Origin of the sequence: Hymenobacter piscis (assembly GCF_018760735.1) — a bacterium.
Classification (GTDB): domain Bacteria; phylum Bacteroidota; class Bacteroidia; order Cytophagales; family Hymenobacteraceae; genus Hymenobacter; species Hymenobacter piscis.
Map to the genome: position 1 here is coordinate 23,076 of NZ_JAHHZN010000029.1, position 19,655 is coordinate 42,730.

Annotated in this window: 17 protein-coding genes; 8 read left to right on the top strand and 9 right to left on the bottom strand. The window is 63.3% G+C overall.

The genetic code is table 11. From position 1 onward, the window contains the following. Window positions 1-41 precede the first annotated feature (41 nt). The 7 genes from KLP40_RS19595 to KLP40_RS19625 form a co-directional block, all read right to left on the bottom strand. Window positions 42-1,367 carry a sigma-54 interaction domain-containing protein gene (locus KLP40_RS19595; protein WP_215595531.1) on the bottom strand — a complete coding sequence of 442 codons (1,326 nt, stop codon included), beginning with the start codon at window positions 1,365-1,367 and terminating at the stop codon, window positions 42-44. A gap of 1 nt (window position 1,368) precedes the next feature. Beyond that, window positions 1,369-1,812: a four helix bundle protein gene (locus tag KLP40_RS19600; protein WP_215595532.1), complete on the bottom strand. Its 444-nt coding sequence runs from the start codon at window positions 1,810-1,812 to the stop codon at window positions 1,369-1,371. A gap of 40 nt (window positions 1,813-1,852) precedes the next feature. Then, on the bottom strand, window positions 1,853-3,316 hold the full coding sequence (gene miaB / locus KLP40_RS19605; protein ID WP_215595533.1) for a tRNA (N6-isopentenyl adenosine(37)-C2)-methylthiotransferase MiaB: 1,464 nt from the start codon (window positions 3,314-3,316) through the stop codon (window positions 1,853-1,855). 218 nt (window positions 3,317-3,534) lie between these two features. Further along, window positions 3,535-4,809, bottom strand: coding sequence for an anthranilate synthase component I family protein (locus KLP40_RS19610; RefSeq protein WP_215595534.1), 1,275 nt, complete (start codon window positions 4,807-4,809; stop codon window positions 3,535-3,537). A gap of 218 nt (window positions 4,810-5,027) precedes the next feature. Further along, window positions 5,028-6,533, bottom strand: a complete 1,506-nt coding sequence (locus KLP40_RS19615) for a tetratricopeptide repeat protein (RefSeq protein ID WP_215595535.1) — start codon at window positions 6,531-6,533, stop codon at window positions 5,028-5,030. A gap of 64 nt (window positions 6,534-6,597) precedes the next feature. Beyond that, complete coding sequence (locus tag KLP40_RS19620) at window positions 6,598-7,347, bottom strand: zinc ribbon domain-containing protein (RefSeq protein WP_215595536.1); 750 nt, start codon at window positions 7,345-7,347, stop codon at window positions 6,598-6,600. Then, the gene (locus KLP40_RS19625) at window positions 7,337-8,437 is read right to left on the bottom strand and encodes a Nif3-like dinuclear metal center hexameric protein (RefSeq protein ID WP_246559043.1); all 1,101 of its coding nucleotides are present in this window, start codon (window positions 8,435-8,437) and stop codon (window positions 7,337-7,339) included. The genes KLP40_RS19620 and KLP40_RS19625 overlap by 11 nt, the downstream gene beginning before the upstream one ends. Window positions 8,438-8,756: 319 nt before the next feature. On the opposite strand from KLP40_RS19625, the gene lpxK reads away from it, so the two are divergent. The 4 genes from lpxK to KLP40_RS19645 all read left to right on the top strand — a co-directional run bounded on the left by lpxK (window position 8,757) and on the right by KLP40_RS19645 (window position 13,135). Next, window positions 8,757-9,821 carry a tetraacyldisaccharide 4'-kinase gene (lpxK, locus tag KLP40_RS19630; protein WP_215595537.1) on the top strand — a complete coding sequence of 355 codons (1,065 nt, stop codon included), beginning with the start codon at window positions 8,757-8,759 and terminating at the stop codon, window positions 9,819-9,821. Next, complete coding sequence (locus KLP40_RS19635; RefSeq protein ID WP_215595538.1) at window positions 9,814-11,850, top strand: putative porin; 2,037 nt, start codon at window positions 9,814-9,816, stop codon at window positions 11,848-11,850. The genes lpxK and KLP40_RS19635 overlap by 8 nt, the downstream gene beginning before the upstream one ends. A 131-nt stretch (window positions 11,851-11,981) precedes the next feature. Then, window positions 11,982-12,572 (top strand): tRNA-(ms[2]io[6]A)-hydroxylase, encoded by a 591-nt coding sequence (gene miaE, locus KLP40_RS19640; protein WP_215595539.1) that lies wholly within the window; start codon window positions 11,982-11,984, stop codon window positions 12,570-12,572. A 95-nt stretch (window positions 12,573-12,667) separates the two neighbouring features. Next, window positions 12,668-13,135 (top strand): hypothetical protein, encoded by a 468-nt coding sequence (locus tag KLP40_RS19645; RefSeq protein WP_215595540.1) that lies wholly within the window; start codon window positions 12,668-12,670, stop codon window positions 13,133-13,135. A gap of 162 nt (window positions 13,136-13,297) precedes the next feature. Here the strand turns inward: KLP40_RS19645 and KLP40_RS19650 are convergent, their stop codons facing one another. Continuing rightward, a complete protein-coding gene (locus KLP40_RS19650) occupies window positions 13,298-14,569 on the bottom strand; it encodes an asparagine synthetase B (RefSeq protein WP_215595541.1) in 1,272 nt (423 codons plus the stop codon). A gap of 205 nt (window positions 14,570-14,774) precedes the next feature. On the opposite strand from KLP40_RS19650, the gene KLP40_RS19655 reads away from it, so the two are divergent. The 4 genes from KLP40_RS19655 (at window position 14,775) to KLP40_RS19670 (ending at window position 17,841) form a co-directional block, all read left to right on the top strand. Further along, window positions 14,775-16,013, top strand: a complete 1,239-nt coding sequence (locus KLP40_RS19655; RefSeq protein WP_215595542.1) for an ABC transporter permease — start codon at window positions 14,775-14,777, stop codon at window positions 16,011-16,013. 37 nt (window positions 16,014-16,050) lie between these two features. Further along, a complete protein-coding gene (locus KLP40_RS19660) occupies window positions 16,051-16,398 on the top strand; it encodes a hypothetical protein (RefSeq protein WP_215595543.1) in 348 nt (115 codons plus the stop codon). Window positions 16,399-16,741: 343 nt separating this feature from the next. Next, complete coding sequence (locus KLP40_RS19665; protein WP_215595544.1) at window positions 16,742-16,972, top strand: hypothetical protein; 231 nt, start codon at window positions 16,742-16,744, stop codon at window positions 16,970-16,972. Window positions 16,973-17,250: 278 nt separating this feature from the next. Continuing rightward, a complete protein-coding gene (locus tag KLP40_RS19670; RefSeq protein WP_215595545.1) occupies window positions 17,251-17,841 on the top strand; it encodes a hypothetical protein in 591 nt (196 codons plus the stop codon). 251 nt (window positions 17,842-18,092) lie between these two features. Here the strand turns inward: KLP40_RS19670 and mtaB are convergent, their stop codons facing one another. Next, window positions 18,093-19,439: a tRNA (N(6)-L-threonylcarbamoyladenosine(37)-C(2))-methylthiotransferase MtaB gene (gene mtaB, locus KLP40_RS19675; protein WP_215595546.1), complete on the bottom strand. Its 1,347-nt coding sequence runs from the start codon at window positions 19,437-19,439 to the stop codon at window positions 18,093-18,095. Window positions 19,440-19,655 lie beyond the last annotated feature (216 nt).

Consider the following 19,655-nt stretch of genomic DNA (forward strand, 5'->3'; position numbering starts at 1 on the left):
AAGCGAACAGCCAATAGCCAACCGCTAACAGCTCAAGACTATTACGCTTGTTCCAGGTCATACTGCTTGAGTTTGCGGTAGAGGGTGCGCTCGGAGATGCCCAGGTCGTGGGCGGCGTACTTGCGCTTGTTGTTGTGCTTTTTGAGGGCCTTGATAATCATTTCCTTCTCCTTGGCCTCCAGACTCAGGGTTTCCTCCTCCGTTTCGTGCGGAATGTCTTCCACCCGCTGGGGTTCCTCCTCGTAGTCGGTGGCGTCCTCTACGTGCAGGTCGCGGGGGTGCAGGATGTAGTCGTTGCCGGTATTTTCAGCCCGTAGCGGGCGGCCGTTCGGGCCTTCGTAGGAGGCCACGGCCATGCTGTTGCCGCTGAACAGGTGGCTGTTCTGGCGCAGCAGCTCCTGGGTTTCGTGGGGGCGCTGCCCGCCGGCCAAATCCAGCACCAGCTTCTTGAGGTCGGTCATGTCGCGGCGCATGTCGAAGAGCACCTTGTAGAGCAGGTCGCGCTCGGAGTAGTTGTTGCCGGCTCCGTCGGTGGCCGTGCCGGCGGCGTGCACCAGCATGGGCAGGCGGCTGGCCTGGTCGGCGGGCAGGTAGCCGCGCAGGCGGCGGGCATCCACCTCGCGGTCCGTCTCCAGCACCGACATCTGCTCGGCCACGTTCTTGAGCTGGCGGATGTTGCCGGGGAAGCGGAAGCGCTGCAATTCCTGCACCGCCTCGGTCGTCAGGCTGATGGGCTTCACCCGGTAGCGGTCAGAAAAATCAGTGGCGAACTTTCTGAACAGTAGGTAAATGTCATCGCCCCGCTCACGCAACGGTGGAACCGTGATGGGCACCGTGTTGAGGCGGTAGTACAGGTCCTCGCGGAAACGGCCTTCGCGCACGGCATCGAGCAGGTTCACGTTGGTGGCGGCCACCACGCGCACGTCGGTCTTCTGCACCTTGCTGGAGCCCACGCGGATAAACTCGCCGTTTTCGAGCACCCGCAGCAGGCGGGCCTGGGTGCCCAGCGGCATCTCCCCGATTTCGTCGAGGAAGATGGTGCCGCCGTTGGTCACCTCGAAGTAGCCCTTGCGGGCCTCCTGGGCGCCGGTAAACGAGCCCTTCTCGTGGCCAAACAGCTCCGAGTCGATGGTGCCCTCGGGAATGGCGCCGCAGTTGATGGCAATGAACTGCCCGTGCTTGCGGGGCGAAAGGGCGTGGATAATCTTGGAAAACGACTCCTTGCCGGAGCCGCTTTCGCCCGTTATCAGCACCGTCATATCGGTCGGGGCCACCTGCGCCGCCACCTGAATGGCGTAATTAAGCGAAGGCGCATTCCCAATAATGCCGAAGCGCTGCTTGATGGATTGTATTTCGGAGGGTGTCAAATTAGTTGTCGGTTGTTAGTTGTCCGTTGTCAGTTTGGTATGGAGCAGCATCCTCATGTGCTTGTGACGACGGTGCGAGCGAGCGGTAATAACGAATGAATCCCTGCAGTAACTTTTTACACTCCTGAATGGTGGTTAAAATAAGAGTCAACTGGTCAGGAGAGATATACTCCTGATCAGTTGCCAGATAACATTGGGTTTCAACTTCGAATAATGAGCCTCGGGCTATAAATAAAAACTGAAGGGTGTCACGCGTATGCTGGCGGCCGCAGCCTTCGGCAATGTTAGAAGGAATGGAAACGGCTGCCCGGCGCATCTGATTGCTCAAGCCAAAAAGCTCTTCCTTTGGAAAGCATCTCGTCAATTCATAGACGGTGCTAACCAAGGCTCTGCACTTCTGCCAGACAACTAGCTCGGTGTAAGACTTCTCAGTGCCGTTTTCCATATTTGACGAGTGCCAACAACTGACAACCAGTAACTGACAACTACTCCACCGCTTCCCCCAGCAAGGTATTTGTGGTCGACTCGTGCACCAGCACATCAACGTAGTCGCCTTTTTTATAGTGTTTCCTGGGGAAGATGACGACCTGGTTCTGGCTGTTGCGGCCGCTCAGGTGCTCGTCGCTGCGCTTGGAGAAGTTCTCGACCAGCACGCGGTGCACGCGGCCCACGCCGCGCAGGTTGCGCTCCTTGCTGTGCTGCTGCTGCAGGGCAATGACTTCGGCCAGGCGGCGCTTTTTTACCTCCAGGGGCACGTCGTCTTCGAGCTTGCGGGCGGCCAGGGTGCCGGGGCGCTCCGAGTAGAAGAACATGTAGGCCATATCGTAGCGCACGTACTCCATCAGGCTCAGCGTGTCCTGGTGCTCCTGTTCGGTTTCGGAGCAGAAGCCCGAAATCATGTCGGTGCTGATGGCGCAGTCCTCGCCCAGAATGCGGCGGATGGCCTGCACGCGCTCCTCGTACCAGGGCCGGTCGTAGGTGCGGTTCATCAGGGCCAGCACCCGCGAGTTGCCACTTTGGGCCGGCAGGTGGATGTATTTGCAGATGTTCTCGTAGCGGGCCATGGTGTGGAGCACCTCGTCGGTGATGTCCTTGGGGTGGGAGGTGGAGAAGCGCACCCGCAGCTCGGGGCTCACCAGGGCCACCCGCTCCAGCAGTTGGGCGAAATTCACGTGCTCCTGGCCGTCTTCACTAGCCCACTTGTAGGAGTCTACGTTCTGGCCCAGCAGGGTCACTTCCTTGTAGCCGGCCGCCACCAAATCCCGGGCCTCGCGCACGATGCTGTGGGCGTCGCGGCTCCGCTCGCGGCCCCGGGTGAAGGGCACCACGCAGAAGGAGCACATGTTGTCGCAGCCGCGCATGATGCTGATAAAGGCCGTGATGCCGTTGGAGTTCAGGCGCACCGGCGTGATGTCGGCGTAGGTTTCCTCCCGGCTCAGCAGCACGTTCACGGCTTTCTGGCCGCCATCAACCTGGGCAATGAGCTGGGGCAGGTCGCGGTAGGCATCGGGACCCACCACGAGGTCTACGATTTTTTCTTCCTCCAGAAATTTGGTTTTCAGGCGCTCGGCCATGCAGCCGAGCACGCCCACCAGCAGGCCCGGGTTGCGCTTCTTGTGGCCGTTGATCTGGGAGAGGCGCATGCGCACGGTCTGCTCGGCCTTCTCGCGGATGGAGCAGGTATTGAGCAGCACCAGGTCGGCGCCCTCCAGGGTTTCAATCGTGTCGAAGCCTTCGTCAAAGAGGATGCTGGACACGATTTCGGAGTCGGAGAAGTTCATCTGGCAGCCGTAGCTCTCCATGTAGAGCTTGCGCTTGCGGCCGGTGCTGGTGGCCGGGTTCACGCGCACCGCGCCCGAGGGCTCGTGCGCGTGGGTGGTAGCGTCCACGGCGGGCGTGGGCAGGGCGGGCGTATCGAGAAAATCGAGGGTAATCAGCGGTTGGGACATGGGGGGACGCCTGAGAGCAGGCAGCAGCTTCACAGTTCAGAGAACGGCAAAGGTAGCAGGTTTAGGGTGAAAATGACAGAATGGCAGGACTGGTGAGGTGGTGAAATAGTGAAATTGTGAGTGGATGTTCAGGCGGTGCAGTTGGCGTGACTGGCCTGACGTGAGCCATTCGCGCCACACACGCCGCTTGAACGTCAACTCACCATTTCACCACCTCACTATTTCACCGTTGCTCCCAGTACTTCCAGCATCGCCCGGGCCTTCAACAAGCATTCGGCGTACTCGCGCTCGGGCACCGAGTCGAAGGTGATGGCGGAGCCGACCTGGAAGCTGAGGTGGCCGGTGTCGGGGCGGTAATGGAGGCTGCGGATGACGACGTTGAAATCGAAGTCGCCGGAGGGCCAGATGAGGCCGAGGCTGCCGCTGTAGAGGCCGCGGCGGCTGCGCTCGTAATGCTCAATGAGCTGCATGGCCCGGATTTTCGGGGCCCCGGTCATGGAGCCCATCGGGAAGGCGGCGCGCAGCACGTCCACCACGTCGAGGCCGGGCTGCAGGTCGGCCGTTACGCTGGAAATCATCTGCCAGACGTGGCGGAAAGGGTAGAGGCCGAAGAGCTCGGGCACCCGCACGGTGCCGGTCTGGGCCACCCGGGCCAGGTCGTTGCGGACCAGGTCCACAATCATCAGGTTCTCGGCGCGCTCCTTTTCGTCGTGCAGCAGCGTGTGGCGCAGGGCGTCATCCTCGGCGGGCGAAGCGCCGCGCCGGATGGTGCCCTTGATGGGTTGGGAAAGCAGTTCGGGGCCGGTGCGGCGCAGAAACCGTTCGGGGGAGGCGCAGAGCAGGAAGTGGCTTGCGTGGCGCAGAAATCCCGCGAACGGGGCCGGGGAGGCCGCGTTTAGGCGCTCAAACACGTCGGCCGGGTCCAGCTGCACGTTCTCGGCGTAGAATTCCTGGCAGAGGTTGAGCTCGTAGACCTCGCCGTTGAGAATGTCCTCGCGCACCGCTTCCACGGCCCGCAAATAATCGGCCTTGGGCAGACGGGCGTGCAGGGCGGGCACGTTGGGCGGGGGCAGCGCGGGCAGGGGCGTGGCTTCGATGGCGGCCAGCACCCCGGCCGTAGCTCCGTGGATTTCCAGCGTTTCCACCTGCCAGAGCAGCCAGGTCTGGGGCCGGAAAAAGTGCAGATTCGGCCAGGATAACCCGCTAGGGTTGCTGCTGCTCAAGGCTTCTACTTCATCCTTTACTTCATAGGTCAGAAACCCGCAGGCCGGAGCTGCCGACGTACCCGTATCCGCCAGCCATTCCCGCAGCTCGGCCAGGGTGCGCGGGGCGTTGGGAGCCGCCTCGGCCACGGCCAGCAGCTGGCGGAACGGGCCCGCCGGGTAACTCAGTCCATTCGGCTCGAAGTAGGCGCAGTGGGGAAACCCAGCGGCCCAGCGCAGGGCGCGGGCGTGGAAATCGGGAGGCAGTTGGGCAAGCGGAACGGACAGCACGGGGTAAAAGTACGATGGTAATGGGCCGGCGCGGTATTCCAGGGGTGAAACCCTGGGCTAGTGAGCGGGGATAAACGACGGCATACGGGCCGGCGCGGTGTCCCAGGGTTGAAACCCTGGGCTATTGAGCGGGGAAACGGCGTTGCCTGTCCGGCTCGCTACGTAGCCCAGGGCTTCAGCCCTGGGAAATCGGGGCCTGGAAAAGGGGGAGCCGCACCCTACTCCAGCTCCGCCAGAGCCAGCTTGGCTTTGGTGTCGGTGCTGTTCTTGTACTCGTGCCTGGAGTAGCTCAGGGCCTTATGGAAGTAGGCTTTGGCGGTGCTGAGCTGGCCGGCGGCCTGGTAGAGGTAGCCCAGCTGCAGGGCCGACTGGGGCGCGTAGTAGTAAGGCGCGGTGCCGGCCCGGGCTACCGTCTGGGCGTAGAGGGCGCGGGCCGAATCGGGGCGGCCGAGCAGGTGCAGGGCCCGGGCGCGGCGGTAGGTGCTTTCCAGCTGGTCGCGCAGGGGCGTGGTGGCGGTGGTCCGGAACCGGGCCAGGGTAGCCAGGGCGGGCCGGTAGTAGCCGCCGTCGATTTGCAGGCGGGCCCGGGTGAGGGTGGCGTTGAGCGGCAGGCGGTCTTCCAGGAAACGCTGGGCGTAGTTGTCCTCCTCCAGCACGGTGCGGCCCCCGGTTCCGATGCGGCGGCGGTACTGGGCGGCGGCGGCCGCATCGCCGCCCAGCCAGGCGGCCAGGTAGAGCTTAAACCAGGCGTCCTTGCGGTAGTGCTGGCCGGCGTATTCCTGCAGGAAAAGGGTGTTTTCGTGGCGGGAGGCGGCGTACTGGCCCTGGTAGAGCAGCAGGTCGGCGGCCATGTGGTGGAGGTAGGGCAGCGGCAGGTAGCCCGGACCGGCGGGGCGGGCGCGGAAGGCGGCCAGGGCCTCGTCGGTGCGGTGCTGCTTCTTGAGCTGGCTGATGAGCAGGTAGCGCAGCAACAGGTTATCGGGCTGCTGGCGGCCCAGGCTTTCCACCAGGCCCAGGGCTGCCGCGGGCTTCTTGTAGTAGGTTTCTTCCAGCAGGGCCAGAATCAGGCGGGCTTCGAGCTGGAAGTCGTTGGGCTGGGTGGCGGCCCGGCGCAGGTTGCGCAGGCCCACGTCCACCGAGCCGGGCAACCCCAGCAACTTCAGAAACCAGCGGTACGACTCGGGCAGGGAGCCGATGAAAAACTGCAGCATGCCCAGCGTTTTGCGGGCCGGCAGAAAATCAGGGTAGCGCGCCACCACCTGCTGCATAGCCCCGTAGCTGCGGCGCAGACTCCAGGCGCCCTGCACTTCGTGACCGAACACGACCTGGGCGGCGGCCTGGTGCAGACGGATTTCGGCGGCGGCGTACTCGGCCAGCGGCCCGGTCTGGTCTTCCAGGGCCTCCAGGCGGGCGTCCTGGGCATCCACGGTGGCGGCGTAGCGGGTGGCGTCCTGGCTCACCAGCAGCTCCGTGATGCCCAGGCAGTCCTGGACCAGCAGCGTGCCGGCGTCGGAGCCCGGGCCGAGCAGGGTGCGGGCGGCGGCGGGGCGCATGTTGAGCACCTCGGCGTAGGCCCTCACCTGGGGGGGAGTGAGGGCCGCCAACGGTTGTCGCAACGGAGCGCCAAGGATGTTGCCGGGGTGGGCGAAGACGAGCAGCCCCAGCCAGAACAGCTTCTGCGGGCCTCGGCGAAACCCTCTGCGCACCTCGGCGGAAATTCTCATAGCACAAAAAAAAGAACGGCCCCGCAAAGAGGCCGTTCTTCTTAAACGTAAAACAGCGAAATCGTTAGACGTTACGCGCCTCCACATCGGCCAGAACGCGGCCGCAGTGCTCGCACACGATGATTTTCTTGTGGGCGATGATGTCGGCCTGGCGCTGGGGGGGCACCGTGTTGAAGCAGCCGCCGCAGGCGTCGCGCTTCACTTCCACCACGGCCAGGCCGTTGCGCACGTTGCCGCGGATGCGGGTGTAGGCCGTCAGCAGGCGCTCCTCAATGGGCTGCACGGCCTTGGCGCGCTCCTCCAGGAGTTTCTGCTCGTCGGCTTCGCTTTCGCCCACGATGGTCTGCAGTTCGGTGTTCTTGTTGTCAAGATCCTTCTTGCGCTCTTCCAGGCGCGCCTTGGTACCGCTGATGTCGTTGTTTTTCTGCTCGATCTGGTACTGGGCCTCCTTCATCTTCTTCTCCGAAATCTGGATTTCCAGCTTCTGAAGTTCGATTTCCTTGGCAATGGCCTCGTACTCGCGGTTGTTGCGCACGTTCTGCTGCTGCTCCTCGTAGCGCTTGATGAGGCCATCGGCGTCCTTGGCCGCCTGCTTGCGCTGCTTGATCTGGTCGTTGAGGGACGAAATTTCCTCGTCGAACTTGCTTACACGCACCTCGTAACCGGCAATTTCGTCCTCCAGATCCTGCACCTCTTCGGGCAAATCGCCGCGCACGCGCCGGATTTCATCCAGTTGCGAGTCGATACGCTGCAGATTCAGAAGGGCTTCCAGCTTACTGGCAACGGTAGTTTCCGTGGACGGGTTAGAAATCATAACGGACGGGGTTGGTGAGGGTCTCAGCAATTAAGAGCGCAAAAGTACTTCCAAAGTTGGCGGCAAGCAAATCCCGGAAGATTTCGCCCGTGAATTGCTCGCTCTCAAAATGGCCTACGTCGCAGAGCATCAGCCGGCCTTCGGCCCCGAAATATTCGTGGTACTTCAAATCCCCGGTCACGTAGGCGTCGGCCCCCGCGGCGCGGGCCTTGCCGATCAGAAAACTGCCCGCCCCGCCGCACAAAGCCACTTTCCGGATCGGCCGTTCGAAGTCGGTGTACTTGACCACGGGTACGCCCAGGGCCGCGCGCAGCCGCTGCCGGAACTCGGCCGGGCTGAGCGGTTCGGGCAACTCGCCCACCATGCCGGAACCGACTTCCTGATGGGTGTTTTCGAGCTTTACTACCTCGTAGGCCACTTCTTCATAAGGATGAGCCCGGCGCAAAGCGGCCAGGGCGGCGTGTTGGCGGTGCAGGGGCAGCAGTACTTCCACCCGGTCCTCGGGGCCGGTGTGGGGCTGGCCGGGCGTGCCCAGGAAGGGGTTGGTGCCCGCCCCGGGCGTGAACGTGAACGTGCCCTCCGAGCGGAAGCTGCACCCCGCATACTGCCCGATCTGGCCCGCCCCGGCCGCGTAGAGGGCTTCCAGCACGGCGTCGGTGTGGGAAGCGGGCACGTAGGTAATGAGCTTGGCCAGCAGGCCGGGCTTGGGGTCGAGGATGCGCACGTGCTGCAGGCCCAGCGTGTCGGCCAGCTTGCGGTTGACGCCGTGGGCCACGTTGTCGAGGTTGGTGTGGGCGGCGTAGAGGGCCACGTCGTGGCGGATGGCCTGGAGCAGGGTCTGCTCCACCTCGTTGGCCCCGGTGAGCCGTTTGAGAGGCTTGAAGATGAGCGGGTGGTGGGCCACCACCACGTTGCATCCGCGCCGGACGGCCTCGGCCACCACGGCCGGGGTGCAGTCGAGGGCAATGAGCACGCCCCTAATTTCCAGCTGCGGGTCGCCGCACTGCAGGCCGGCGTTGTCGTAGCTTTCCTGGTAGGCCAGCGGGGCGGCGGCTTCCAGCACGCGCATCAGGTCGTGGAGCTGGGGCATGGGGGAGGAATTAAAAATGAAAAGTGAAAAATTAAAAATGACCGGTCGGCACAAACCTAGGGGTTCTTCCCTGATGGGTGATAAAAGAACGTCATTCCGAGCCTGCCGAGGAATCTCGCGTGCTGACGTTGAATTTAACCCGCGTTGGGAAGAAGCTGGTGGGAGTGCCCGTGCCAAGTAGCCGCGCCACGGTCCAGGCGAAGTAAGCTCGAAAATTATCAGGTTCGGCCCACCAACCCGCCGCAACCCCTACTTTTGCGCCCTGCAACGGCTGTTAGCAGGCCCACTACCACCCCTTCAAAACCACCTCACCCGCCCCATGGCCCGGCTCCTGACGTACCTGCTGCTGCCCCTGAGCTGGCTCTACGCCGGGGTGCTGGCGGGGCGCAACTGGCTCTACGACCGGGGCTGGAAGCCGAGCGCGGCTTTTGAAACAGTGCCCGTACTCAGCGTGGGTAACCTGCGGGTGGGCGGCACCGGCAAAACGCCCCACGTGGCCTGGCTGGTGGCCTGGCTGCGGGCCCGGGGGCAGCAGCCGGCCCTGTTGAGCCGGGGCTACGGCCGCCGCACCCGGGGCTACCGCCGCGCCACCGCCGCCGACACGGCCGCCACCATCGGCGACGAGCCCCTCCAGCAGTTCCGGCAGTTCGGGGGGGCGGTGCCCGTCGTCGTGAGCGAGGACCGGGTGGCCGGCATCGGGCGGCTGCTGCTGCAGGAGCCCGCCGTTACGGCCGTGGTGCTCGATGATGCCTACCAGCACCGCCGGGTGCGGCCCGCCTTCAATATCCTGCTCACGGAGCAGCAGCGGCCCTTTTACCAGGATTTCGTACTGCCCGCCGGCCGCCTGCGCGAGAGTAGGGCGGGGGCGCAGCGGGCCGACGTGGTTATCGTGACCAAGTGCGACCCGGCCCTGAGCGCGGCCGCCCGCACCACCATCACCGAAAACGTGCGGCGCTACGCCCGCCCCGAAGTGCCGGTGCTGTTTTCCTGCTACGACTACGGCCCGCCGGTGCCCGCGGCGGGCCCGGCCGCCGGGGCTGCGCCCGGACCGGAAGTGGTGGTGCTCACCGGCATTGCCCAGCCCGGTCCGCTGCTGGAGCACCTGGCCGCCGCCGGCTACCGGGTGGCCGCCCACCACCGCTACCCCGACCACCACGCCTTCACGCCCGCCGAAATCGGGGCCCTGGCCGCACAATTACGGCCCGGTCAGGTCGTTCTGACCACCCAGAAGGACGCGGCCCGCCTGCGGGAGCCGGCCCTGGCGGCAAGTGTGGCCGATTTGCCCGTATTTTACATTCCGATTACCGTTCGGTTCCTGGCCGCTGGCGACACCCGGCTGGCCGCCCTGCTGAACCCGTATTTTCCGCCCCACGCTGTTGTCTGACTCGTTGTTGATTTCACTTTTTGAGGCCCTGCGGGGCTGGTTGGCCGCTGCCGGACACCCGGTGCGCGGACTGGCAACGGCCGTATCGGTGCTGCTGCTGGCGGTGCTGCTGCCCGGGCGCGCCCAGGCCCAGATCCTCGACGACTCGACCCAGAACCGCTACGGGGCCCGCACTACCTTCATCCTCCAGGAGCGCGACCTGCTGCGCGAGGATACCGTGGGGCGTATGATTGACACCACCCTCACCCGCCTGCCCCAGTCGCGCTACTGGACCTACGATACCACGTTTCAGCAGGACCTGGGCAACTTCGGGACGGCCTCGCGGCCCCTGCTCTGGGAGCCGAACCGGCAGCTGGGCGCCCGTTTGGGTCGCAACGTGTTCGATAAGTACGCCCGCGACGCGGCCGACGTGAAGTACTACGATACCCGCTCGCCCTACACCTTCTTCCGCTTTCACCAGGGCAACCCCTACGAGCAGATTTTCGAGTTCTCCTACGCCCGCAGCCTCAAAAAGCGCTTCAACGCGGGCTTCGACTACGAGCGGTTCGGCTCCAACAAGGCGGTGGCCGTCACCAACACCAAAACCGGCCTGGCCGAGCACAGCAACTTCCTGTTCTTCGTGCGCTACCAGTCGCTCAACGACCGGTACCGGGCCATGGCCAACTTCAGCACGGCCCGGCACACGGTGGCCGAGCAGGGCCCCATTGTGCCCCAGCCCGCCCAGCTCGATACGCTGCCCGACGGCACGATATACCCGGACCTGAGTCTGCTTTTCAACTATCAGCGGGAAACCGTGAGCCTGACTCAGGCCAGGAACCGCGACAGCCGGGACCGGGTGCGCCTGCTGCATTCCTACCGCCTGCTGGGCCGGGGCCTCACCGCCTTCCACATCTTCGACTGGAGCCGCCAGCTCAACAAGTACACCGATACGGAGCTCCTGCTGCCTTCCGGCGAGCGGAACCCCTTTTACCCGGAGCTGCGCCTGAGTACGGCCGCCACCGACGACCGGGCCGAGTTCCGCCAGTGGGAAAATACGGTGGGCCTGATGGGCAACTCGAAGACGGTGGAATATCGCCTCTACGCCCGGCAGCGCTACTATTCACTCGCTACGCGCGTGGCCTTCGGCGAGCCGGCCGTCCTCCAGGATTCATTGGGCGACCGAAGCGGCTCCCAGCTGTTTCTGGGCGGCACGGCCGCGTTTCGCTACCGGCAGTATGCCATCGAAACGGCCGGCGAAATCAAGCCCGACCTCCAGGATCCCACCCAAACCGAATACTGGCTGCGGGGCCGGGCCGTGCTGGATTTCCTGAGCGCGGAACTGCTGCTGACCAGCGTATCGCCCACGCTCACTGAGCAGCAGTTTGAGGGTAACCACTACGCCTGGAACAAGTCGTTCAGCAACACCCAGGTGCAGCAGCTGCGGGTGCGGGCGGCCCGGCAGCTGGGCCGGCACTACCTGGAAGCCGTGGGCACGGGCGCCAACATCGCCAACTACATCTACTACTCCATCGACCCCAACTCCCAAACCGACCGGGTGCACATGGCAAGGAGCGGGCCTTTCCAGCAAGGCGAAACCTTCCGGCTGGTCACGCTCATGGGCCGCTACCGCCTGAATGTGGGCCACCTGTTCTTCGATAACCAGGCCACCTATACCTACGGGGCCGGCGCCGATAACCCGGCCCTGCGCATTCCGAAGCTGGTGGGCGAGTCGCGGCTGTATTACCAGGGCTCCGTGTTCCGCAATGCCCTGTTCGGGCAGGTGGGCGTACAGGGCTACTTCCAGTCGCGCTGGAAAGCCTACGATTACAGCCCCAGCACCCAGCAGTTCTTCGTTCAGGACCACTTCACCATCCGCAACACGCCCGTCGTGGACGTGTTCCTGAGCGCCGACATCAAGACGGTGAGCATCTTCTTCAAGATGGCCTACGTCAACCAGTTTCTGCCCCAGAACGGCTACTTCGCCACGCCCTACTACGCCGCCCTGCCCCGCCGCCTGCAATTCGGCCTGCGCTGGCAGTTCTTTAATTAGGGACCGGATTGATGAGGTACTGAGGGACTGGGTTGATGTTTTATTCGTATCAGCTTCCGATTAATCCGGTTCCGGGTCTTTCAGCCCTCTATCAACTCAGTATCCCGGTCCCCCATTAACTCAGACCCCCAATGAAAACTATCCTCAAGCTGAAGCTCAATACCGACCCGCGGTGGGTGGACATTGCCAGCAAAAACATCGAAGACATTCTGGTCGACCACGCCTACTGCGAGCAGAAGGCGGCCAGCACCGGCATTTCGCTTATCGTGAAGTATCCCGAAAAAACGCGCCTCGTGGAGGAGCTCACGGCCCTGGTAGCCGAGGAGTGGGAACACTTTGCCCGGGTGCTCCAGGAGTTGCGCAAGCGCGGCCACGAACTGGGCCGTCCCCGCCGCGACGAGTACGTGGTGCAGCTGCTGTCCCACGTGCGCAAGGGCGGGCCCCGGGAGCGGCAGCTTATGGATCAGCTGCTGGTAAGCGCTCTGATAGAGGCCCGTAGCTGCGAACGGTTCAAGCTTTTGTGGAAGAACATTCCCGACCCCGAGCTGAGCCAGTTCTACTACGAGCTGATGGCCTCCGAGGCGGGCCACTTCGTGAGCTACATCGACTTGGCCAAGGAATACTGCGACCACCGGCAGGTAGAGGAGCGCCTCCAGGAACTGCTCAAAATTGAAGGCGACATCGTGACCAGCCTGCCCGTGCGCGACGACCGGATGCACTAACCGCCGCCGGTAGCCGTGCCAGAATTGTTGGAAGCGGAGTTGGAGGAGCCCGCTGCGCAGTTGTAGCTTAGGCGTTAGCATAAACTATCGCACCTATGAAAACCCTGCTCTCAGTTCTCTGGCTCCTGCTGCTCCTGCCGCTGTCGTCGGCCACCGGTCCGGCCGGCCCGCCTTCACTCAACTTCTGCGGTGTGGAGCTACCCGTGGAAAGCGGGTGTGCCCCTGCCTCTTCTACGGAACTGGCCTGCACCAACTACCGGCTGTCGTGGGCGTATCTGGATTACAAGCTGATGACGGCCTACCCCCCGGAGTACATCCGCCTGGCTAAAAAGGCCCATAAAGGGGCCGAAACCCAGCCTTTTACCTGCTCCCTGCTCGATGGCCCCCCGGCCCAGGGTACCCGCCTGGCCTACGTTACCGACAATGGCATGGCCTATCAGTACATTGTGTGCGCCGCCGTCAAAGGCCAACCCGTCCTGCTGGACCTGACCCTGTCCCTGGAACCCGAAAAAACCGAAGACCTGCCCGAAGTAGTGCGGCAGATTATGCGTCTGGAGAAGTGATGGGGTGAAAAAGAACGTCATGCTGAGCGGCGCGAAGGATCCTGTCGCGTCATAACGAGTCGTCAAAACGATTATCGTTCTACGGTGATAAGGTCCTTCGCTTCGCTCAGGATGACGTTCCTTTTCTCACTTCTCACTTCTCACTTCTCACTTCTCACAGAATCACGTTTTCTGTTTCTTCTTTTTGGCGGCGGGGAAGAGGATGTTGTTGAGGATGAGGCGGTAGCCGGGGGAATTGGGGTGCAGGGCCAGGTCGGTGGGCTCTTCCTCTACTAAGTGCTGGTAGTCTTCGGGGTCGTGGCCGCCATAAAAGGTCCAGGTGCCTTTGCCGAGGGTGCCGTGCATGTAGCGCACTTCGCCGGAGGCCTTGTTTTCGCCCATTACCACCACGTCGGGCTTCACCAGGCTCTTGCGGAAGGCCGTCGTCTGGCCCATGAAGCCCTTGAGGGTGCGCTCGTGGTTTTGGGTGAGCATGGTGGGCACGGGGTCGTACTTGGCCGAGAAGTTGAAGAGCTGGAAGTAGTCGTTGTCCTCGTACACGCCCCGTTCGCGCGGATCCATGTCGATGTTGGAGTACTCGTACTCGTAGGGGTTCATGCGCAGCTGGAAGTTCTGGAAGGCCAGGGTGCGGTTGAAGTTGAGCTTGCTCTGGGCCTGGGGGTCGGCCGGGTCGCCGTCGTACATGCTCTCTACCATGTCCACGCCCAGGCCGGCCAGGGCAATGTCGTAGGAGTCGGTGGCCGAGCACATGGCGAACAGAAAGCCCCCGCCGGCAATGAATTCCTGCATTTTCACGGCTACCGCGCCCTTCATCTGGCTGACTTTGGCAAAGCCGTTGCGCTTGGCCGCGGCCTCCGCGTCGCGCTGCTGCTGCTGGTACCAGGGGCGCGAGCGGTAGGAGGCGTAGAACTTACCGTACTCGCCCGTAAAATCCTCGTGGTGCAGGTGCAGCCAGTCGTACTTAGGCAGGTCGCCGCGCAGCACTTCGTCGTCGTAGAGCTGAGTGAAGGGAATTTCAGCGTAGGTGAGCACCATGGTCACGGCATCGTCCCAGGGCTGCTTGCCCTTGGGCGTATACACCGCAATTTTGGGCACCTTCTCCAGCTTCATCACGTCCATGTTGGCGTTGGGGTCGGCAATTTCCGAGAGCACGCCGGTGTACTGGGCCTCGGAAATCACCTGGTAGCTCACGCCCCGGACGGCCAGCTCGTTTTCCAGGCCCGGGGCCACGGGGCAGGCGAAGGCCCCGCCCCGGTAGTTGAGCAGCCAGTCCACTTCCACCTGCTTGCCCAGCAGCCAGTAGGCGGCCCCGTAGGCTTTCAGGTGCTCCTTCTGGGAGTTGTCCATGGGGATGAGAATATGGTTGGCCCAGGCGGCCAGGGGCCGGCCCAGGCTGGCGGCCAGCACCAGCAGCAGGCTCAGAACAGTTTTCATAGGCAGGAGCTAAAAAGGCGGGGAAAAGCGGGCGGAAAAGGCCGTCAACCCGGACAATCCCCGATTCGAAAGGTAACGAATCCGGGTGGGAGTTTCGCCGAAAACGCGCTACCTTGCGCGGGCTGTCGTTATGGAAATGGGGTGAGGGGAAGTCGACGCAGGAGTTGAAAGAAGTTTTGGTCGCACTCGTTTCGTTGTCGTCGCTATGCACTTGCTGGAAAACATCAAAGAGGCGTTTCGTTCCATCAACAGCAACCTGCTGCGCACGATTCTGACGGCCCTGATTGTGAGCATCGGCATTATGTCGCTGGTGGGCATCCTCACGGCCATCGATGCCATCAAGGCCTCGCTCAACTCCACCTTCGCCAGCCTGGGCGCCAACTCCTTTGAAATCAAGGCCAAGGGCTACACCAACCGCTTCCGGCGGGGCGGCGTGCAGGGTAAAACCTACCCGGCCATCACCTACCTGCAGGCCCGCCAGTACAAGGAGCAGGTGGGCGAGCAGGCCAAGGTGGGCGTTTCGGCCTTTATTGCGGGCGCGGTGGAAGTGAAGGCCAACGGGGAGAAAACCAACCCCAACATGCAGGTCATTGCCGGCGACGAAAACTACCTGCTCATCCAGAGCTACAACCTCAAGGCCGGCCGGGCCTTTTCGCCCGCCGAGCTCGATAACGGCACCAACGTGGTGATTGTGGGCGCCGAAATCAAGGACAAGCTCTTCCCCAGCCAGAGCCCGATCAACCAGTACATTTATATGCTGGGGCGGCGGTTTCAGGTGGTAGGCGAGCTGGAAAAAAGCGGCAGCAGCATGGGCGGCGGCGGGGCCGACCGCCTGATGCTCGTGCCCCTGGAAACCGGCAACCAGCTCCCGCGCCAGCGCGCCCTCACCTACGACGTGAAAACGGCCACCCTCGACCCCACCCAGCTTACTTACCTCACCGGCGAGGCCACCGGCATCATGCGCGCCGTGCGCCACGACGCCCTGGGCCAGGAAGACAGCTTCGAACTGGAGCGCTCCGACTCGCTGGCCGGCAAGCTCGATGCGCTGTCGGACAACCTGCGCATCGGGGGCTTTCTGGTGGGCTTCATTACCCTGCTCGGGGCCAGCATCGCCCTGATGAACATCATGATGGTGTCGGTGACGGAGCGCACCCGCGAAATCGGCATTCGCAAGGCCATGGGCGCCACGGCCCTCAACATCCGCCAGCAGTTTCTCATCGAGGCCATCGTGATTTGCGTGATGGGCGGCACGCTGGGCATCCTGCTGGGCGTGGGCATGGGCAACGCCATTTCCCTGTTCGTGGGCGACGGGGGCTTCATCGTGCCCTGGCTCTGGATGAGCGTCGGCCTGATTATCTGCGTGACGGTGGGCCTGGCCTCGGGCTACTACCCGGCCAGCAAAGCCGCCGGCCTCGACCCCATTGAGAGCCTGCGCTTCGAGTAGGAGCGGGGGCGTGAAGTGGCTTCCGGCTATTGTGCTGTTGGCCGTCATGCTGCCAACAGTAGGCCAGCCGGCGTTGGCTGTGGAGCTGATTCCGCCCGCCCGCGTGGTCACCTTTCGTCTGGCGGAAGCGGCCGGGTTCGAGGTGCCGCAGGTGGCGCTGCCAAACCCGGTGGCGGCCCGGCGTATCAACCGTGCTATCGTGCAGCAGGTGCTGGTTGGAGCCGGCAAAGCTGGACACGCCGGATGGGAGCCCGGCCCGGCCTTGCGCCGGATCCGGGGTGCGTGCTGCCGCGAGGAGAACGGCCACCGGCAACCCGGACAGAGCCTGATGGGCGAGGGCTACCGGGTGCTGCGAAGTGGCCGCAGAGCGGCCGTCGGTTTGTAGAAAAAAACGTGACGGGTTTCAGCGCCGCGTAGCGGTGCCCGAAATGGCGGGTGTTCCGAGCACCGCTACGCGGCGCGGCCGTTCGGTAGGCTTACCATGCTTCAAACCGACAGCCGCTACGCGGACTTCGCAACTTGAGTCGAATGCCGTGAGCTTCGTAACGACAATCGGTTGCTGAGTTTCGGGTATCATTTTGAGTTTAAGGGAGCTTTATCGAACAACTCATGCGGTCAGCCAATAAAGCAACCGCCGCCAGCTTCAGCCGCGTCTGTGAGCCGCCATTAACCAGCGAATACAGGCGAAGCTGGCTGCCGCGCTCAGCGAGCATGCGGCCCCGGACGAGATGAACAACCTGACCGAACGGTTTAACTGGGACACCAAGAGCCGGCAGGTTCGTTTTCAGGACGCAACCGAACCCGCAACCGACAACTTTGCCGTCTCGGCGAAAGGAGTGGCGCTGTTCTACGCTCTTTGGTTACCGCCCACCCTGTGGTCCTATGCTCCCGATGCTGCGTATCTGTTCCCCTTCGGGCAACTCCGGCTGCAACCCGCCTGGCAGCAGCTGCAACCGTAGCCCTGTCAATGCGCCCCGTATCTGTATTCCGATTGGCAGGCGTTGCGGGCCCCGTTATGCGGCGCGGCCGGGCTTCGGGTTAATCGTGCTACAAACCGAAGCCGCTGCGCGGCTCCGCCGCCGTTTAGTCCGTAACGGCTCGGGCGTACCGGAGTAGTTCGGTTTTCTGGATACTTTACTCATTTGGTATTACATTGCGGTGTATTAACGATTACCACCTTTTGGATATGGCGGCGGAAACTACGGTCGGACAGCGGTTTACTCAATTGATTAGCCATTTGGGCCTGTCGAAAAATGCCTTTGCCACCTCGCTGGAGAAGACGGCTACCGTCATTCAGCACCTGGTGGATGAGCGCAACAAGCCGGGTTTCGACCTGCTTTGCAAAGTTTTTGAGGTGTATCCAAATGTGTCGAAAGACTGGTTACTCCAGGGCGAAGGCCCTATGCTGACCGATGGCACCGAGGACGCCACTACTCCGCCGCCCGCGCTGCAATCCGCCGCCCAGCTCGTGGAGGCTGCCGCCGCTGCCGCGCCCGTGGCTACGCGGGTAGCTGTACCAGTAGCAGCCCCCGAGCCCATCGCCGCGCCGGTGGCCCCGGCTCCCGAGCCGGTGGCTGCGGCGGCACCGGAACCAGCTCCCGCCGCCGCGCCGGCCGCTGCTCCGCAGCCAACAGCTCCGGTAGCCGCTGCGCCCGCCGCCGTTGCCCCGGCACCCGCCGCTGCCGCGGACCTGAGCTGGCAGACGGCTCTCTACACCCAGCAGATGGCCCACCAGCTTGCTATGGCTGAGCTGCGCAACCAGCACCTCCAGGATCAGCAACGCATGATGCAGCAGATGATGGACCTGATGCAACGTCAGCTGGCGTAACTGCCCGCGCTGTCATAGCGAGACGGAGCCGAAGTAATCCGTCCTTCACGCAGTCCAAAGCCCTAAGCAAACACAAAGCCCCTGACGTGCACACGTCAGGGGCTTTTGAATTAGTGGTGTAGATAAATCCGAACGTCATTCCGAGCGGAGCCGAGGAATCTCGCGTGCTGGCGTTGCAATGGTAATCCAACGTCAGCACCCGAGATTCCTCGGCTTCGCTCGGAATGACGTTCTCCTTTACTCCTTACCTGCTAGTGCTGGAACACCTCGATGCCCATTTCCTCGGCTTCCATCAGGTTCTGGGGGTTCACGGCGGTCAGGCGCAGGGGCTTCAGCTCGCCTACCAGCAGCGGGTCGTACTTGGCCGTTACGCGAATGTAGTTGGGCGTGAAGCCTTCCATCTGGCCGTTCGTGACGTCGTCCTCGAACAGCACCCGCGTTTCCAGGCCCACGTGCTGCTCGTAAAAGAAGCGCTTCTTCTTTTCCGAGAGGCCGCGCAGCTGGGTGGTGCGCTCGTGGCGGTGGCGGTCCTGGACGCGGCCGGGCAGGGTGGGCGCCAGCGTGTTGTCGCGCTCCGAGTAGGGGAACACGTGCAGGTAACTCACGTCGAGCTCGTTCAGGAACTGGTAGGTTTCGAGGAAATCGGCCTCGGTTTCGCCGGGAAATCCCACAATCACGTCCACGCCGATGCAGGCGTGGGGCATCACCTCCTTGATGAGGGCCACGCGCTCTTGGTACAGCTCGCGGCGGTAGCGGCGGCGCATCAGGCCCAGAATCTTGTTCGAGCCCGATTGCAGCGGAATGTGGAAGTGGGGCATAAACCGCTTCGACTGGGCCACGAACCGGATAATCTCATCCGAGAGCAGGTTGGGCTCGCAGCTGCTGATGCGGAACCGCTCAATGCCGGCCACCTCGTCGAGGGCGCGCACGAGGTCGTGGAAGTTCTCCCGCCGCTCCCGGTCGGGTCCCTGGAGGCCGAAGTCGCCGAGGTTGACGCCGGTGAGCACGATTTCCTTCACGCCGGATTCGGCCAGTTTCTCTACGCGCTCCACCACGCTCTGCACCGAGCCCGAGCGGCTCGCGCCCCGGGCCAGCGGAATGGTGCAGAAGGAGCAGGAGTAGTCGCAGCCGTCCTGCACCTTCAGGAAGGTGCGGGTCCGGTCGCCGTAGCTGTGGGCGGCGTGGAACTCGGTGGCGGCGGCAATGGGCGAGGCGAACACCTGGCCCGGCTGGCCGGGCGCGGGCTTGCGGAAGCCGGCCAGCGTTTCCACCAGCTGAAATTTCTCGGCGGCCCCCAGCACGGCGTGCACGCCGGGGATTTCGGCAATTTCCCGGGGCTTGAGCTGGGCGTAGCAGCCCACAATGGCCACGAAGGCCTCGGGGTTGTGCTTGAGAGCCTCCTTCACCACCTTCCGGCACTTGCGGTCGGCGTGGTCCGTGACGGAGCAGGTGTTGATGACGTAAATGTCGGCCGCGTCCTCGAAGGCGGTTTTCACGAAGCCGTGCTCCTCAAACTGCCGCCCGATGGCGGACGTCTCGGAGAAGTTGAGCTTGCAGCCCAACGTGTAAAAGGCGACTTTCTTGGTTTCCATGTCCATAAGCAAGGCCGCAAAGATACGGCAGAAGCGGCAAGCTTCCGGCAGTGGGGTGGCAGGCTTGGAGGACGGAAGTGGAAATCTATACTTTTGACTAGAGTGTGTGGACAGTCATGTTTAAATTTGCGGGATGCGACGCCACGAACTTACGGAACGTGAATGGCAACTGATTCAGCCACACACGCTTGGGCAGGCCGGTACGGCAGGCGGCACCGGCCG

Coding starts and splice junctions, on each gene's coding strand:
- KLP40_RS19650 (WP_215595541.1), bottom strand. CDS start 14,569: ATGAAAACTGTTCTGAGCCTGCTGCTGGTGCTGGCCGCCAGCCTGGGC.
- KLP40_RS19655 (WP_215595542.1), top strand. CDS start 14,775: ATGCACTTGCTGGAAAACATCAAAGAGGCGTTTCGTTCCATCAACAGC.
- miaB (WP_215595533.1), bottom strand. CDS start 3,316: ATGTCCCAACCGCTGATTACCCTCGATTTTCTCGATACGCCCGCCCTG.
- KLP40_RS19625 (WP_246559043.1), bottom strand. CDS start 8,437: ATGCCCCAGCTCCACGACCTGATGCGCGTGCTGGAAGCCGCCGCCCCG.
- miaE (WP_215595539.1), top strand. CDS start 11,982: ATGAAAACTATCCTCAAGCTGAAGCTCAATACCGACCCGCGGTGGGTG.
- KLP40_RS19645 (WP_215595540.1), top strand. CDS start 12,668: ATGAAAACCCTGCTCTCAGTTCTCTGGCTCCTGCTGCTCCTGCCGCTG.
- KLP40_RS19615 (WP_215595535.1), bottom strand. CDS start 6,533: ATGAGAATTTCCGCCGAGGTGCGCAGAGGGTTTCGCCGAGGCCCGCAG.
- KLP40_RS19600 (WP_215595532.1), bottom strand. CDS start 1,812: ATGGAAAACGGCACTGAGAAGTCTTACACCGAGCTAGTTGTCTGGCAG.
- KLP40_RS19665 (WP_215595544.1), top strand. CDS start 16,742: ATGAACAACCTGACCGAACGGTTTAACTGGGACACCAAGAGCCGGCAG.
- lpxK (WP_215595537.1), top strand. CDS start 8,757: ATGGCCCGGCTCCTGACGTACCTGCTGCTGCCCCTGAGCTGGCTCTAC.
- KLP40_RS19620 (WP_215595536.1), bottom strand. CDS start 7,347: ATGATTTCTAACCCGTCCACGGAAACTACCGTTGCCAGTAAGCTGGAA.
- mtaB (WP_215595546.1), bottom strand. CDS start 19,439: ATGGACATGGAAACCAAGAAAGTCGCCTTTTACACGTTGGGCTGCAAG.